The organism is Alcaligenes endophyticus, from assembly GCF_026344035.1.
GTDB lineage: Bacteria > Pseudomonadota > Gammaproteobacteria > Burkholderiales > Burkholderiaceae_B > Alcaligenes > Alcaligenes endophyticus.
In genome coordinates this window covers 455574-471696 of record NZ_JAPKND010000001.1, presented here as the reverse complement: position 1 = coordinate 471696, position 16123 = coordinate 455574, and the positions used below count along the sequence as shown (strand labels likewise).

At 48.7% G+C, this 16123-nt stretch carries 18 protein-coding genes; 9 read left to right on the top strand and 9 right to left on the bottom strand.

Features of this window, described 5'->3' with window-relative positions; genetic code table 11:
- Positions 1–202: 202 nt before the first annotated feature.
- From metX to OSH01_RS02115, 4 genes are read left to right on the top strand one after another with little or no spacing between them, the layout of a single operon-like run.
- Positions 203–1441: a homoserine O-succinyltransferase MetX gene (gene metX / locus OSH01_RS02130; protein WP_266122396.1), complete on the top strand. Its 1239-nt coding sequence runs from the start codon at positions 203–205 to the stop codon at positions 1439–1441.
- Positions 1438–2061 (top strand): methionine biosynthesis protein MetW, encoded by a 624-nt coding sequence (gene metW / locus OSH01_RS02125; RefSeq protein WP_266122395.1) that lies wholly within the window; start codon positions 1438–1440, stop codon positions 2059–2061. Before metX ends, metW begins: the two co-directional genes overlap by 4 nt.
- A gap of 12 nt (positions 2062–2073) precedes the next feature.
- Positions 2074–3318 carry an AmpG family muropeptide MFS transporter gene (locus OSH01_RS02120; RefSeq protein ID WP_266122394.1) on the top strand — a complete coding sequence of 415 codons (1245 nt, stop codon included), beginning with the start codon at positions 2074–2076 and terminating at the stop codon, positions 3316–3318.
- A complete protein-coding gene (locus OSH01_RS02115; RefSeq protein WP_266122393.1) occupies positions 3315–3932 on the top strand; it encodes a trimeric intracellular cation channel family protein in 618 nt (205 codons plus the stop codon). Before OSH01_RS02120 ends, OSH01_RS02115 begins: the two co-directional genes overlap by 4 nt.
- Before the next feature lie 25 nt (positions 3933–3957).
- Here OSH01_RS02115 and OSH01_RS02110 read toward each other — a convergent pair whose 3' ends face one another.
- Positions 3958–4695, bottom strand: a complete 738-nt coding sequence (locus OSH01_RS02110) for an LrgB family protein (protein WP_266122392.1) — start codon at positions 4693–4695, stop codon at positions 3958–3960.
- Positions 4692–5039: a CidA/LrgA family protein gene (locus tag OSH01_RS02105; RefSeq protein WP_266122391.1), complete on the bottom strand. Its 348-nt coding sequence runs from the start codon at positions 5037–5039 to the stop codon at positions 4692–4694. Before OSH01_RS02105 ends, OSH01_RS02110 begins: the two co-directional genes overlap by 4 nt.
- Positions 5040–5502: 463 nt before the next feature.
- On the opposite strand from OSH01_RS02105, the gene OSH01_RS02100 reads away from it, so the two are divergent.
- The 4 genes from OSH01_RS02100 (at position 5503) to OSH01_RS02085 (ending at position 10054) form a co-directional block, all read left to right on the top strand.
- Positions 5503–6387: an ATP adenylyltransferase family protein gene (locus OSH01_RS02100; protein ID WP_266122390.1), complete on the top strand. Its 885-nt coding sequence runs from the start codon at positions 5503–5505 to the stop codon at positions 6385–6387.
- A 443-nt stretch (positions 6388–6830) separates the two neighbouring features.
- On the top strand, positions 6831–7589 hold the full coding sequence (locus tag OSH01_RS02095; protein WP_266122389.1) for a winged helix-turn-helix domain-containing protein: 759 nt from the start codon (positions 6831–6833) through the stop codon (positions 7587–7589).
- 644 nt (positions 7590–8233) lie between these two features.
- The gene (locus OSH01_RS02090; RefSeq protein ID WP_266122388.1) at positions 8234–9916 is read left to right on the top strand and encodes a sodium:solute symporter family protein; all 1683 of its coding nucleotides are present in this window, start codon (positions 8234–8236) and stop codon (positions 9914–9916) included.
- 15 nt (positions 9917–9931) lie between these two features.
- Positions 9932–10054, top strand: coding sequence for a putative transporter small subunit (locus OSH01_RS02085; RefSeq protein WP_266122387.1), 123 nt, complete (start codon positions 9932–9934; stop codon positions 10052–10054).
- Positions 10055–10137: 83 nt separating this feature from the next.
- Here the strand turns inward: OSH01_RS02085 and OSH01_RS02080 are convergent, their stop codons facing one another.
- On the bottom strand, positions 10138–10683 hold the full coding sequence (locus OSH01_RS02080; protein WP_266122386.1) for a cob(I)yrinic acid a,c-diamide adenosyltransferase: 546 nt from the start codon (positions 10681–10683) through the stop codon (positions 10138–10140).
- Between the two features lie 31 nt (positions 10684–10714).
- The gene (locus OSH01_RS02075; protein WP_266122385.1) at positions 10715–11215 is read right to left on the bottom strand and encodes a GNAT family N-acetyltransferase; all 501 of its coding nucleotides are present in this window, start codon (positions 11213–11215) and stop codon (positions 10715–10717) included.
- A gap of 149 nt (positions 11216–11364) precedes the next feature.
- Between OSH01_RS02075 and OSH01_RS02070 the strand changes: the two genes are divergently transcribed.
- Positions 11365–11610, top strand: coding sequence for a copper-binding protein (locus OSH01_RS02070; protein ID WP_376918099.1), 246 nt, complete (start codon positions 11365–11367; stop codon positions 11608–11610).
- A 79-nt stretch (positions 11611–11689) separates the two neighbouring features.
- On the opposite strand, the gene hslU is transcribed toward OSH01_RS02070, so the two are convergent.
- The 5 genes from hslU to OSH01_RS02045 form a co-directional block, all read right to left on the bottom strand.
- Positions 11690–13024 (bottom strand): ATP-dependent protease ATPase subunit HslU, encoded by a 1335-nt coding sequence (gene hslU, locus OSH01_RS02065; RefSeq protein WP_266122383.1) that lies wholly within the window; start codon positions 13022–13024, stop codon positions 11690–11692.
- 20 nt (positions 13025–13044) lie between these two features.
- Positions 13045–13578 carry an ATP-dependent protease subunit HslV gene (gene hslV, locus OSH01_RS02060; protein ID WP_266122382.1) on the bottom strand — a complete coding sequence of 178 codons (534 nt, stop codon included), beginning with the start codon at positions 13576–13578 and terminating at the stop codon, positions 13045–13047.
- A gap of 118 nt (positions 13579–13696) precedes the next feature.
- Complete coding sequence (gene dksA / locus OSH01_RS02055; protein ID WP_266122381.1) at positions 13697–14134, bottom strand: RNA polymerase-binding protein DksA; 438 nt, start codon at positions 14132–14134, stop codon at positions 13697–13699.
- A gap of 84 nt (positions 14135–14218) precedes the next feature.
- A complete protein-coding gene (locus OSH01_RS02050) occupies positions 14219–15313 on the bottom strand; it encodes a CobW family GTP-binding protein (protein WP_266122380.1) in 1095 nt (364 codons plus the stop codon).
- Between the two features lie 180 nt (positions 15314–15493).
- A complete protein-coding gene (locus tag OSH01_RS02045; RefSeq protein WP_266122379.1) occupies positions 15494–15982 on the bottom strand; it encodes a Fur family transcriptional regulator in 489 nt (162 codons plus the stop codon).
- Positions 15983–16123 lie beyond the last annotated feature (141 nt).

The following is a 16123-nucleotide window of genomic DNA, read 5'->3' as shown; positions in this document are numbered from 1 at the left end:
GCCTATGCTTTGTCTGAAACTAAATGATACAAATCAAAGGCAAGTGGTTTAGCTGCTTTTATAGAGAAAACCTAAGTTGCGCAGGAAGATTTTGGAGTAGGCATGGATTCGCTTTCGCTAGGGTGCTAAACTACAGCTGTTTTGCGCCGATTTGCCTGATCCGCTTGCGGGCGCTCCTATAAATCCAGCTAAAGAGGTCCGTATGGTCACTTCTTCTATTAAGACCCTAGAAGGGTCTATTTCTTGTTCTCCTGAGCTACCCCAAGGATCGGTGGGTTATGTCAGGCCACAGTCCCTGTTTTTTGATGAGCCCTTGCCTTTGAGCAGTGGGCAGGTGCTGCCTAGCTATACATTGGCATTTGAAACCTATGGGCAGCTTAACGCCGATGCGTCCAATGCCGTGTTGATTTGTCATGCCTTAAATGCTTCCCATCATGTGGCAGGCTTGTATGAGAATGAAACGAAAAGCACAGGCTGGTGGGACAATATGGTGGGGCCGGGAAAAGCGGTGGATACCGACCGCTTTTTCGTCATCGGTGTGAACAATATTGGTTCCTGCTTTGGCTCTACAGGGCCAGCCAGCCCACACCCTATAACCGGCAAACCATGGGGCGCTGAGTTTCCGGTGCTTACCGTTGAAGACTGGGTTCTTGCCCAAGCTCGTTTGGCTGACTATCTTGGGATAGAAAAATTTGCAGCCGTCATGGGTGGTTCTTTAGGTGGAATGCAGGCGCTTAGTTGGGCGATCAGTTGCCCCGAGCGGGTAGCCAATTGCGTTGTGATTGCCAGTACCCCCCGATTAAGCGCTCAAAATATTGCGTTTAATGAAGTGGCCCGTAGCGCTATTTTGTCCGATCCTCAGTTTCATGGCGGCAACTATTACGAGCATGGTGTTGTCCCTCAAGCGGGGCTAGCGGTAGCGCGTATGGTAGGACACATCACCTATCAGTCCGATACTGTTATGGCGGAAAAATTTGGTCGTACGCAACGGGCACCGGCTGAAGATGGCGGGTACCATTATGGCTACGGTGTGGAGTTCGAAGTCGAATCTTACTTGCGCTATCAAGGGGAAAAGTTTTCGCGTTATTTTGATGCAAATACCTACTTGATTATCACGCGTGCCCTCGATTACTTTGATCCTGCGCGCCCCTATCAAGGCGATTTAAATAAAGCTCTTGAAGGGGTTCAGGCAAATTTTCTGGTGGTTTCTTTTACTACAGATTGGCGCTTTTCTCCGGAACGCTCACGCGAAATTGTGCAGGCCTTATTGAAGAACAAGCATCGCGTCAGTTATGCCGAAATTGATGCCCCGCATGGGCATGATGCATTTTTACTCGAAGATGCGCGCTATCATGCCGTGGTGCAAGGCTATTATGACCAGATCGCCGCAACTTTGGGGTTAGGTACGCGTCAAAGAACCACAGGAGTGCTGGCAGCATGAGTTCGGCTGTACAAAAACCGATAAGCTTACGACAAGATTTACAGCGTATAGCGCAATGGATAGAGCCTGGTTCCAGAGTGCTGGACTTAGGGTGTAGTGATGGCGAGCTATTAGCCTATTTGCGCGATCATAAACACACCGATGGAACCGGCGTTGAGCTTGACGATTATTCGGTTATTGCTAGTGTAAAACGCGGGGTCCCCGTTATTCAGCAAAACTTAGAAGAAGGGTTAGCCTTATTTGCCGACCAGCACTTTGATACGGTGGTACTGTCTAAAACTTTGCAGTCAATGTTGCACACCGAACATATATTGCGTGAAATGGCACGCGTCGCGCATTATGGCATCGTTTCTTTCCCCAACTTTGGTTATTGGCCTCATGGTTGGGCAATCTTGCGCGGACGCATGCCCGTAACAGGGGAAATGCCGTATCAGTGGTATGACACGCCCAATATTCATTTGTGCACATTGAAAGATTTTCAGGACTTGGCTGCTTCCTTGGGCTTGCGCATTACGCATCGGGCTGCCTTTAATGACAAGGCCGAGGTATCCTTTATGCCTGGGTGGCGCAGTACGCTGGCCGTCTACCGATTTGAATCACCGTATTTTAAAGCGGCGTAAGGCTCTTTTACTGTGTCCTTTGTTTATTTCAGCCCCCGCGTATTTCCTTTGTTGGTGCTGGGTTTTGCCAGTGGCCTGCCGCTGGCATTAGTCAGTGGCACGTTGCAGGCGTGGTTAACCACAACAGGCTCGCCTGAAGAGCAAATTGGTTTGCTTACCTTGGCGGGCTCTGCTTACACATTGAAGTTTTTGTGGGCCCCCTTGATCGATAGGTATTGCTTGCCTTTCTTGGGCCGCAGGCGCGGCTGGATGCTGCTAACTCAAGTTTTATTAGCCATCTCGCTATTGCTGATGAGCCGCTTAGATCCAAGCACACAATTGGGCTTGGTCTTTGCCTTAGCGTTTTGGATCGCTTTTCTTTCCGCTACTCAAGATATCGCTTTCGATGCGTATAGCACCGATGTGTTGCAAGCGGATGAGCGTGCCGCCGGTGCGGCTGTGCGAGTCACGGGTTACCGCATAGGTATGATTATGTCCGGTGGGTTGGCCATGGTCTTGGCCGCGCAGGTTGGTTGGGAAAATACCTATGCCACGATGGCTGCCATTATGGCCTTGATGACCTTGGCGACTCTTAAGGCGCCTGAGCCAGAAGTACAGCGCCGCGCTCCACGTAGCTTGTACGAAGCCGTGCAAGCTCCCTTTACAGAGTTTTTCTCCCGTCGTGGCGCCTTAGCCATGCTTTTACTTATCGTGCTGTATAAGTTGGGGGATTCTTTCGCCAGTGCGTTGTCCACGACTTTCCTGTTGCGCGAAGCGGGTTTTTCGTTAGAGGCAGTGGGCTATGCGAACAAAGTAGTCGGGCTGGCTGCGACGATATTGGGTGCTTTGCTTGGGGGCGCCTTAATGGTGCCTTTGGGCTTATATCGAGCGTTATTATTGTTTGGCGTGCTGCAAGCGGTATCTAATTTTGGCTACTGGTATTTATCCATCCAACCTGAGTCGAGCATTTGGCTGATGGGCGCGGTGATTTCGATTGAAAACCTATGTGGTGGTTTGGGTACAACGGCCTTTGTCGCGTTAGTCATGGCACTATGCAATCAAAGCTATTCTGCGGCACAATTTGCGTTGCTCAGCGCTTTGTCAGCCGTAGGACGTACGTATTTAGCGGGACCGTTAAGTGGCTATATGGTGAAGTCATTTGGTTGGCCAAGTTTTTTCCTTAGTACGGTGCTCATAGCCCTACCGGGGCTAGTAATGCTTTGGCACTATCGTTCTGTGATACGTGATTTAGACCTAGGTACGCGAGACTCGGGATGATCATATTACTCATGTATTTAATTGCTATCACCGCCGAGGCGATGACAGCGGCGTTGGCAGCAGGCCGGCGTGATATGGATTGGATTGGGGTATGTATCATTGCCTGTATTACTGCTTTGGGCGGGGGCTCAGTGCGTGACGTGTTGTTAGGTCACTATCCGTTAACTTGGGTAAAACACCCCGAGTATTTATGGATGACGGCAGGAGCAGCGATTATTACCGCCTTAATTGCGCCGGTGATGCGACGCTTGCACAGTTTGTTTCTCTTGCTGGACGCGATGGGTTTAGTCGTGTTTACCGTTATCGGCTGTCAAATAGGCATGGAAATGGAGCTGCCGATCACCATCGTGCTGCTCAGTGGCATGATCACCGGCTGTGCTGGGGGAGTCTTACGAGACGTCTTGTGTAATGACATTCCTTTATTACTTCGCAAAGAAATGTATGCCAGTGTCTCTATGCTAACCGGTGCCTTGTACTTAGGGGCTTTGCACCTTGAGTTAAACGAAAACGTAGCAGTACTCGGCCCGATGGCAATAGGTTTATGTTTTCGTATGCTGGCATTGCGTTATAACTGGCAAATGCCCCGCTTTGTCTATAGAGATGAATGGCGTTAAGCCCTTAAGGGCATGCCACTCATTACTATGACAGCACCCCTAAAAAAGCAAGCAACAAAGGCAGCAAGGGCATCAACATAGCCGTTAAGATGCCGTTAAGGCCCATGCCCAAGGCCGCAAATGCACCTACTTTTTCATGCACTTGTAAAGCACGTGCGGTGCCAATAGCGTGGGCGGTCACACCCAAAGCAAAGCCTCGGGCGGCAGGGTGTTGAACTTTAAATAGTTTGAGCAATGGATGGGCAATAATCGTGCCGCTAATGCCGGTTAAGGCAACGGCGACAGCAGCCAACGATGCTTGTCCGCCGAAGTGATCCGCCAAGGCCATAGCAATAGGCATCGTTGCCGAACGCGGTGCTAACGATACGATGGTTTCTAACGAGCCCCCTAAGGCCCATGCAATGAGCGTTGTGGACACAATAGCCGTGACTGAGCCAGCGATTAAGGCGATGCACACTGGGCGCCATATTTTCTTCAGTTGCTGGAGTTGTCCATATAAAGGAATAGCTAGAGCAACGGTTGCTGGCCCTACCATGAAGTGTATGAATTTTGCCCCGTCAAAATAAACGGGGTAAGGGGTATCGGTCAGCAGCAAGATACTGACTAGCGCTAGCACCGATGTCAGGACGGGGAGCAGAAAAGGTGTTGAGCCAGCCTTACGATAAAGTGTCACCGAACCAGCATAGATAGTTAGGGTAAGGGTGAGCCATAACAAAGGTGAGCTAGCCAGAAATACCCAAATTTGGAAAATGCCGTCTTTCATGCTTGCTCCTCCTTGTTCAGCAAGTAATTGAGCACCACGCCCGTAACCACTAAGGTCAACACGGTACCCCCTAAGGTGGCCAGCAAGAAAGGACGCCACTCACTGGCTACGCGCTCAAAGTACATCATCACCCCAGTCACTGCAGGGATAAATAAGAGCATTAGGTGTTGAAGTATATGGTTAGCGGTGTTTTCTAGAGGTTCCGGCACTTGGTTGCGGATGAACAAGGCTACTGTTAACAACAACATTCCTGCTAAGGGGCCGGGCAAAGGTATGCCCAAGAGTTGTACTAGGACTTCGCCCAGTAATTGAAAAATAAAAAGGGCGGTAATCGCAAAAATCATGGTGGTGCCTGTATCAGTAAGCAAGACGTAGACAAGAGAGCTACGCCTAAGAAGGCTGGGACTGACCAGAGGGAGATTCTCTGGCTAATCGGCAAGTTTGCCATATTTATACCAGCTAAGGTATTGGGTAGCTCATATGGAGTTAGTTATACCTGTGGGAGCTGAACAGGTGGTTTAAACGTATTCGTCTAGCCATGCTTATACTAGTATGTAAAGGATGCTTTATTTTTCTATAGGTTCTAGTACTTGCTCATCTTAGTCGCTGTAATTTTCCATGGACGACAGAAAAGGCTAACTACCTATCAGGGATTAGGGTAAACGGGGGGTATAGGGGTATAAAAATGTTTATTTATTCCCATGCCTTTACCTATTGAGATTGAATTAGTGATAGTTTTATGGTCAAAGTGTAGAGTTAACAAAAAGTGCTAGTACTCGTGCTAGTTGAACATCCTCGGAGGAGAAAATGTTAGATGGGTTTTTGCAGCATGTTGATCAGCAAAGTAGCTTAGCGTTAGCCGACGGCGTTTTATTACCTGTGCAGGCACAAGAGCGTCATGTTTCAGAGAAAAATATGCGGTTTCTTGTACGTTGGGTTTCTAATCTTGCTGTGAAGGATGCCAGTAAGCAGTCTGTGCCCGGAGGGCCTCGCGACCCAAATTTTAATCCGTTCCTGCCGCCGGACCCAGCCTTAACAGTAGGGGATTACTTCGCCACTCATAATACCGTTTTAAATAAGTTCGCGTTAAGTGCTCAGCATTTAGTGCTCGCAAGTAAACAGTTTGCTGAACAACTGGAACCCCTGAGTCTGGCGGAGTTTACCGTCTTGTCCAAGATATTAAATGCTTATGGTGGCTTGGGTTTCTATAATGGAGGCGAAGCCGGAGGAGCGAGCCAGCGACACAAGCATGTGCAATGGATACCTGACTTAGATAATAATCCATCGCTGCGCTTGTATTTAAGCGGGCTGCCTCAAGTGGCTTTGCCGGGTGAGCGTCATCAGCACACAGGCTTAGACTTTGCCCATATTTTTATTCGCTTGCCTTATGACTCCCTGCAAGGGTGGGGCAATGCGGATCACTTAGCTGCCGCTTTACTTCAGGCTTATGAGACCGCTTGCGTCGTCTTGGGCCTGCGGCCAGATGCCTCGGGGTTGCTCCCTGCGCATAACATTTTAATAGGGCAGGGATGGATGTTACTGGTGCCCAGACAGCAAGAAATGGCGTATGGAATCTCGATTAATGCCTTGTCTTATGGGGGCTGTATCTATGTCCGTGAGCCGGAACAGTTAGATCTAGTACAAAAGCAAGGGCCTTTGCATATATTGGCTCAAGTGGGCGTGCGGGCTTAGTGGTTATCATTTCTTAATAACTGAAGTAGTAAATCTGTGAATTTCTAAATTTTTTATATGCATAATAATTGTGTTAATTATGCGTTATTTGTAATATTTGCAGAATTTGTTGCTTTTTTATTCGATATGTCAGCACTAAATTCAAAAATAACACTATAGTTGTGTAGTGTCAGTGATGTTAAAAGTTTTTCATCGCTTTCACTGTAAGTATGTCCTGGTAATAATTATTAACACCTCGATAGTTCAAGTTGCAAATTATAAAATACATGCTAAGCCGGGGGGCAACTATTAGTATGTTTCGGAGTGCCATTGGTTTGGTTAATAGAGTTTGTCGGCTTCTGTGCTGAATGGCACTAGCTGCATGACTCCGGGGCGGTAGTTGAGAGCTTTTTATAAGCATAATGCTATGCCGCCTTGCTATTGTTAGCATATTGGGAGGCACAATGTTAGAACGCGTATATATGATTTACGAGGAAAAGGAGAGTGTGGCTCAGCTTTCCAGACACCTGCAACGTTGGGGCATACAGTTACTAGAGGTTTCCTCATTAGATGAGTGTATTAAACAGGGCGATCAGGGACATAATAATTCAGTCACTTTATTACGTGCAGAAACCGCTTCTTTGTTTTTGGTGATAAGTCAGTTACGGCAATCGTTTCCCGTGGCGGGAATTTTAGTATTACAGGCCTTATCGGAGAATGATTTACGTATAGGGCATGTATTATTATCTGGTGCCGATTCTAGTATGGATATCAGCGTTCCCATCCCTGTTATCGTGTCGGCGATTCAAGCGCTTCAGCGTCGGGGGCAAGCATTTAAGAGTTGGGCATCGCAACAGTCCTCGGCTTTGGATAGCAACGTTTCTGTGCCGGGTTCAGCCTCATCATCGTTAACTACCGCTTTTGGGGAAAAATTGTCGTCTCGGCCTTGGCAACTGCTTGATGATGGTTGGAGCTTGTGCGCACCCGATAAAAGCACGTTTAGGTTGACGCGTGGTGAGCGTTTTGTTTTGCAAGCTTTGATATCTTCGGCTCCTGAGCCTGTCGATAGAAAAGATTTAGCTCCCGAGCACGATAGCACTGGGAGGGCGGTAGATGTATTAATTAGCCGCCTGCGCCGTAAAGTAGGTCGTATCGGCGAAGATTTGCCCATACGCTCGGTAAGAGGGGAAGGTTATGTGTTTGTGGGAGCGGGATCTAATTAGTGCGGGATAACAAGGCGACTCACTGTTGCAGAAACGAGCAGTAGTCACTTTGTTCGCACTAGACCCCTTGATCTAGCATGACTAAACCCGCGGAGCGGGGCGTTGTTAATAGGTAAGCATATAAGCGCTATGCCTTAGCATGAGAGCAAAATGGATGTTGCTGTCATCTAGACCTTCGTGTCATATACCGTTATACTAGCCAACAGAAAATATAATTTAGTTAAGTATCAATGGCTTATGGCCTTTGTTATTTAGGCTATTCACTTGGCTGCGCACAGCGGCCCGACTTTGAATAAAGTCGAAACACCCATACCCGGCCCAATGGTCGCGGAACAATTAGCTGGTTAAGCATTAACCAGCCAGCATGCGTTTGCATTGATGCATCACCATCGCCTGGTCTCTGTTTCAATGCAGCCAAGGTACAAAAAGGTGCCTATCTTTATGCCATGAGTGGCAGCGCTAGTCTTTTATGAAGGCAGGTGGAACTGCGCGTGTGCGATGTCTGGGTATCGGTGTTTCGGCAGGTTTTTGAGGGAAGCGTCGCCCTCGTCAGTTTGGCGAGATGACGCTTATAACATTATTCATGCTGTCTTGGTGGGGCGTTGTCAACGCACGAGCAGCAGAAAATAAAGGACGACAAAAACATGCAGGAACCAGAGTTTTTTCAATTGTCAGGATTAACGGCCATATTGCTGTTAGTAGGTTTTTATGGGGCAACTTTTATCATGTCCCTATTCATAGGTAAAAAGAGGGAGAACGTAGATGGGTATATGGTCTCCAATAGCTCAGTAGGTTTTGGCTTGTCCGCCGCCAGTATGATAGCCACCTGGATCTGGGCTGCTTCTTTTTACGCCAGCGCTACCTCTGGATATAAGTATGGCTTATCAGGGCCGTTACATTATGGTTTTTGGGGAGCCTTAATGATTTTATTCATCTATCCCTATGGGCGCCGGTTCCGTAAATTAGCTCCGCAAGCACATACCTTAGCTGAGGTCATTCATGCCCGCCATGGCACATCCAGTCAAATGATCATGGCCATTTCTAATATTGTAGGTAGTTGTATTAGCTTGATGGTGAACTTTACCGCAGCGGGAGCACTGGTATCGGTGTTGAGCCCCTTAAGTTTCATTCAGGGTGTGCTCATTGCTGGCTTTGGTGTGTTGTCCTACACCCTTTGGTCCGGTTTTAGAGCCTCGGTGATGACGGACTTTGCGCAGTTGGTAGCGATGATTTTGGCGGCTGTCATTATTATTCCCCTGATCTTCTTTAATGCTGGTGGCACGGAGATGCTGCATAGCAATATGTGGCGGTTAGATAGTGAGCAAGCCAACTTTTTTTCTAGTAAAGCAATTTTAGAGCAAGGAGCGCCTTATTTCGTCGCCGTTTTAGCGTATGCAATTGGTAATCAAACGATTGCCCAGCGTTTATTTGCTGTTCGTGAAGATTTGATTAAGCCTACCTTCCTAACGGCGACGATAGGTTATGGAGCCGTGGTGATCGGCTTAGGCATGTTGGGCTTATTGGCGCTATTTACGGGGCTTGAGCCTGTAGATGGCAATATGAACAATATTATTCCCCAGATGGCGTCCACGTACTTGCCTCCGGTAGGTATCGCCTTATTCTTTATCTTGGTCGTGGGCTCTTTATCGTCTACCGCCGATTCTGATTTAGCTGCTTTGTCTGCTATTTTTATGACCGATATCTACGCTAAGAATATCGCTCGTGGTCGACCCAATCCGCAACGCATGTTGTGGTGGGGTCGTGCATGCATGGTGTTGGCAACGATGCTAGGTGTGGTGTTTGCTAGCTTGCGTTTAGATATTTTGGTGATGTTGGTGTTTGTCGGGGCGCTGTGGGGGGCGATCGTTTTCCCAGTGATTTCTAGTTTTTATTGGCACCGTGTTTCTAATCGTGCCTTCACCACTTCCGTGATCAGCGCAGTGATTTTGTTTACTATCGTGCGTTTTGAATTGGTACCTATTACCGGTGTGATTGCCGTGTTTTTTGAGGTTTGTTCGGCCATTGGCGGTGGTGTAGTCATAGGCTTAATGGCTTTTGCCTTTTTGCGTGCACGTATTGCCATTGTAATTGGTGTGATCGCCGCTTTCGTGATGTTGCCTTTCTTTATTGGTCAGTTGCGAGACTATTTAGTGCTTGCTGGGTCGTTAACGGCGTATGGCGTCAGTACGGTGCTGTGTGTGGTATTGAGTTTGCGTGATAATGAAAACTTTGATTTCGATTTGTTGGCTAAACGAGTGAAGTCGTTCGATTATGAGCCTGCTAAGGTCAAGGGAAAAAGCGTAGGCATGCGTCCGGCTCGGGCTTAATTGATCAAGGAGAAAATGATGCTGACAGTGTATTTTTTAGTATGGCCGGTGATCTCTGCGGGCATCTTGTTGATGCTGATCGTGTCGCTGGTACGTGATATAAGTGATGCCCGTAAAACGGGCAAGAAGATGCTCTAACCTTACACCCTGTGGGTTATTTTTCAAGCCCCTATTGCTGTTAATGGTGATAGGGGCGTTTGCTTTTTAGAGCGGTAACCCAACTAGCGATTAGCCCGCCATAATACATCAGGTTGACCTGCACTGCGGTTGAGGTAGCGTGCCAATACAAACATCAGGTCAGATAAGCGGTTTATATAGTGCCTAGTGGCTACTTCTATGGGTTCGTGCTCGTGCAAAGCCAGTATGCTGCGCTCTGCTCTGCGAGCAACGCTACGAACAATATGTGCGCTGGCTGCCGCCGCTGTGCCGCCCGGTAAAATGAATTCCGCTAAGTTCCCTAGTTTCGCATTGTAGTGTTGTAGGGCCTCGTCTAGGGCTAAAACATGTTGTTCGGTCAGCGCCTGGTGGCCAGGTATGCACAGTTCTGCCCCCATATCAAATAAGTCATGTTGAACGGTGGATAGTAATTGATCAACATTGCTAGGCAGAGTTTCTGAGCGCAACTGGCCTAGAAAACTATTGAGTTCATCCACATCTCCAAGAGCATGAATGCGTAAGGCGGTTTTGGGCACCCTTGTGCCATCGCCTAGGCTAGTAGTACCTTGGTCGCCTGTGCGAGTGCTGATAATGGAAAGACGTGTAGACATGGTTAGCGTAGTAAATTCAAAGAGCCAGAAGTTAGGAGGCTAGTTTTTGTAAGGCATCACCGGTGACGCGCACGATTCGCCAGTCTGGTAGTATTTCTGCCCCATGGTGCTCATAGAAGTCGATAGCATTCTGATTCCAGTCTAGTACTACCCATTCAAAGCGTCCGCAGTTGTGGGTAAGGGCAAGATGAGCCAGATGCTTTAATACGGCAGAGCCTAAACCTTGTCCGCGGTGTGCGGGGTCGATATAGATATCTTCCAGGTACAGGCCGCGCTTATCCAGAAAGCTTGAGTAGTTAAAGAACCACATTATGTAGGCAATGGGTGTGTCGGGTTCAGCGTCGCTGGTAATAACCAAACAATTTGCACTAGCAGGTTCCGCAAAGAAGCTACGTTCTAATGAAGAGGGCGTCGCTTGAAAAATATCGGTGAGTTTCTCAAACACTGCCATGTCCCACATGAGCTTGTGTATGCCAGGTAGGTCAGATTTTTTAGCAGGTCTTAGTTGATAACCAGAAATAAAAGTGTTCATGTTGCTACGGGTGGTTTTGCGTTATGCTTAGTTGCATAGTAGCAGCTAAGCGGGGCCGTCGTGACGCCCTTACAGAAAAAAGCAGGAGTCGTATTATGTTTGCAGTGAATACCCGCCATATTGCCGCCGCTGTGCTGGCAGGGTTAGGCATGGTGACCACGATTAGTGCGCAGGCACAAGAAGCACGTGCTAAAGGTGAAGTGCGTCGCATTGACGCAGCGAATGGGAAAATAACCATTAAGCATGGCGCTATCGGACAGTTAGAGCTACCCGCCATGACGTTGGTGTATTTAATTGAGCCTGCGCTGTTGGTAGGTATTGCGCCGGGTGACACGGTAACGTTTGTGGCTGCCCGTAAAAATGATCAGTATGTGGTAGTCAGCATCAGTAAATAGCCAGTGGGAATACTGATATGAAAACAACCCGGCCAGTGTAGATTGGCCGGGTTGTTTTGTTCTTATACTAAAAGCAGGCTTATAGTACGTAGCGTGCCAAGTCTTGGCTGGCGACGGTTTCTTGCAATTGTTTGTTCACGTATTCTGCGTCAACGACAACATGCTGTTCACCACGGCTGCCTGCCTCAAAGGATAAGTCTTCCAGCAGTCTTTCCATGACGGTATAAAGCCGGCGGGCACCTATGTTCTCGGTGCGCTCGTTAACTTCAAAAGCCAACTCGGCCAAACGTTGAATACCTTCTTCACGGAAGTCCAAATGCACACCTTCTGTGCCCATCAGAGCGGTGTACTGTTTCGTCAATGAGGAGTCTGTTGTGGACAAAATCTGCACGAACTCTTTGGCCGTTAAGGACTCTAGCTCGACACGAATGGGAAAGCGGCCTTGTAGCTCAGGAATAAGGTCTGAGGGGCGGGACAAGTGAAACGCACCAGAGGCAATAAACAAAATATGATCTGTTCGCACTACGCCGTATTTGGTTGTTACGGTTGTGCCTTCCACTAAAGGCAGCAAGTCACGCTGTACGCCTTGGCGTGAGACATCACCGCTGCTAGAGTTCTCGTGGCGGGTAGTGATTTTATCGATTTCGTCCAGAAATACGATACCGTTCTGTTCAGCATTCGCCACGGCAGCTGCTCGTAACTCATCTTCGTTCACGCGCCGCGCTGCTTCTTCTTCGGTAATTTGCTTAAAAGCTTCTTTGACCGAAATTTTACGTGCTTTGGTTTTGTCCTGATTCATGCCCGAGAACATACTACGTAACTGCTCGGTCATTTCCTCCATGCCTGGAGGCGCCATTATTTCCATACGTGGCATTTGCTGCGACATTTCGATTTCGATTTCGGTATCGTCGAGCTGGCCTTCGCGTAGACGCTTGCGAAATACTTGTCGTGTACTACTTTCCTGGCGCTCGGGTAGGCCATGGGCATCACGAGCAGGCGGCAATAACGCATCTAAAATACGCTCTTCTGCCGCTTCCTCTGCTTGGGAGCGCACACGGCGCATTTCAATTTCGCGCGTTTGCTTAACAGAGGCATCTACGAGGTCGCGAATAATCGTTTCTACATCGCGGCCGACGTAGCCGACCTCGGTAAATTTGGTGGCTTCCACCTTAATAAAGGGTGCATTGGCCAATTTCGCTAAACGGCGGGCGATTTCTGTCTTGCCCACGCCGGTAGGCCCAATCATAAGTATGTTTTTCGGAACAATTTCGTGGCGGAGCGGTTCAGCCACTTGCTGACGGCGCCAACGATTACGTAGGGCTACGGCCACCGAGCGCTTAGCTTTGGCTTGTCCCACGATGTTTTTGTCCAGTTCGGAGACAATTTCTCCTGGAGTCATGGTGCTTGCTGACATAGTCTTGGTCGTATGCCTGTTCAAAGGGTTTCTATAGTGTGATGCTGGTTCGTGTAAATACACAGATCACCCGCTATTTCCAGAGACTTTTTAACAATCTCGGCAGGACTGAGTTCAGTATTTTCGAGTAGGGCACGTGCGGCAGATTGAGCAAAATTGCCCCCAGAGCCTATAGCGGCTAGGCCGTGCTCAGGCTCTAATACATCGCCATTTCCCGTCAGCACTAAAGTGTGCTCTTTGTCGGCAACTAAAAGCATGGCTTCAAGGCGACGCAATACTCGGTCAGTACGCCAGTCGCGAGTAAGCTCAACGGCAGCGCGCAATAGATTTCCTTGATGCTTTTCAAGCTTGGCCTCAAATCGTTCTTGCAAGGTGAATGCATCGGCGGTCGCTCCGGCAAAGCCGGCCAAGATGGTGCCGTTGTACAAGCGCCGAATTTTGCAGGCCGTACCTTTAATAATGGCGTGGCCCAAGGTAACTTGGCCGTCGCCGCCTATGGCGACCTGATTGCCGCGGCGTACACAAACTATAGTGGTAGCGTGAAATTGTTCCATGTGTGTCCTTCCTTTAGATCTAACAGGTGGGGATGAGTCTAGATCTTTCAAGAGGCGGTTTTTGCTAAGACAAAAAAAACCGCCTGAAATAATCAGGCGGTAGTCAGACTAGAGAGTGTTAGTCGCCAAACATTTTCTGGCGTTTTTCTCGCCGCTCTTGGGCTTCAAGGGAGAGCGTGGCGGTAGGGCGAGCCAGCAAACGGAGTAAGCCTATGGGCTCGCCCGTTTCTTCACACCAGCCATATTCGCCTGAGTCAATCAAGGCAATAGACTGCTGCACTTTCTTAAGTAATTTGCGCTCGCGGTCGCGCGTGCGCAATTCTAGGGCGTGCTCTTCTTCGATGGTGGCGCGATCGGCAGGGTCAGGCACGAACTGAGTTTCCCTAAGGTTCTCAGTGGTCGCACCCGCATTTGCCAAAATTTCTAATTCCAGAGTGCGCAACCGGTCTTTGAAGAACTCCAATTGTACGGAGTTCATGTAGTCCGACTCGGGCATCGCCAAAAGTTCCTGCTCAGTCGGCAGCTGAGTTGTACTGCCATTCGACTTTGTTGTCATGATGGTTCCCTCTTGTTGACGTCTTGGAGCCCGTAACTCTCGTCACGCGCTGTCGCTCCGCATATGACTTGTTGCGTATGATTTTCAGACCAGGCAGTTCTCCAGGCCTTGAGTGAAAATCTCTTGGGGTAAATGACGGCCAATAAAAACCATCTTGCTACCCTTTTTATCTTTTGCTAGCCACGCTTTGCCTGGCTCAGCACTCATTAGCATATGTACGCCTTGAAAAAGCATGCGGCGATTGATGCCTTTGAGATACAAAATGCCTTTGTAACGCATGAGGTCCGGACCAAACACTTGCACGATGCCGGAAAGAAAATCTTCTAGGCGCTCGGGGTCGAAAGGTCGGTTCGAACGAAATACAAACGCACCGATGTCATCACTGTGCGCTTTGTGGTGGTGCTCATGGTGTCCGCAGGCTGGACTGCAGTCGCCATCATGCTCATGCGCGTGCGCGTGCGCGTGATCATGACTATGGTCGTCTGCGGCATCCGGGTGATCGCTTTCTAGGAAGTCAGGATCTACATCCAAGATTGCGTTCAGATTAAAACCGCTTACGTCTAAGATGGACTGTAAGTCGGTTTCGCCGAAGTTTACCGGAGTAATCGTTGCACGGGGATTAATCTTGATCAAACGGTGGCGTAATGTTTGGTAATCAGCTTCGTTAACCAAATCTTTTTTGGATATTAGCAGGCGATCAGCAAAGCCAACTTGTTTTTGAGCTTCTTCTTGTTGATCTAGAGTGGTCATGCCGTGCTTGGCATCGACGATGGTGACGACAGCATCAAGACGATAGTAGTCGGCGATGTCATCGTCCATGAAAAACGTTTGGCAAACGGGGCCTGGGTTAGCCATGCCAGTGGTTTCAATAATGACGCGTTCAAAGTTCAGCTCGCCTGCTTGGCGGCGTTCGCGTAGGTTGTTTAAGGTGCGCATTAAGTCGCCGCGCACTGTACAGCAAACGCAGCCGTTATTAAGCTCGACAATCTCTTCGTCCAGATCCTGAACGAGCAGGTCGTTATCGATACTTTCTGGGCCAAACTCATTTTCAATTACGGCAATGCGTTTGCCGTGATATTCAGTAAGAATACGTTTGAGTAGAGTGGTCTTACCAGCTCCTAGAAAGCCAGTCAGTATTGTGACAGGTACCATGGACTTGGCATTTAAGTCGGCATTCATATTTCGCCTCGCAAAAACGCTGGTAGAGGACGGGCTTTGAGGTCAATAGGCGCTTCTACCGCGTGCAAAAACAAGCAGCGATTACATCACAGCCTAGCGGATAGGGCAAATGGCTTTTGACGTATGCTAGCAACTGTTCGTTAGCAGATCGCAAAATATATACTGATTAGCTAAAAAACGCTATTTTTTGCTACCTTTTTCAGGGTTTTCATGGTCCTGACATGTACTGCAGATAGCACGTAGCTCAATTTCGTGGTTACCCATGGAAAATCCAGCGTCGGCGACATAATTGGCCAGTTTGTGGCTTAAGGCCGGTGCGCTGAGTTCGGCAACCGTTCCGCATTGGGTACATACCACTAATAAATCATGGGGATGACCCCCGGCATCGACGCAGGCCGTCCATGCATTGACCGCATCCAGTCGGTGGATCAGGCCTTCTTCAGTCAGAAAGTCTAGGGCACGATAAACAGTGGGCGGCGTAGCGCCGGGTAAGGTGCCGCGTATCATGTCAAGGAGCTCATAGGCTTTCAGACTACGCTGGGCACGTAGCAGAATTTCCAATACATGCTTGCGAATGGCAGTCAGGCGTTTACCACGCTCTAGGCACAGCTTTTCCGCGGTAGCAAGTTGCTGCTCAATTGCTAATGGTGTAAGAATGTGAACGGGCATAGTGCAATGAGCCTTGGCGGCGAGGATTGTTATGTTATAACATATTGAAAAAACAGCCTGTGTTGCTGTGCTAACTCTTATTATCGCTCATTCATGTCCTGCCCTCAATTTCCACCACCGTCCCCAAGCGCCTACCGAGGC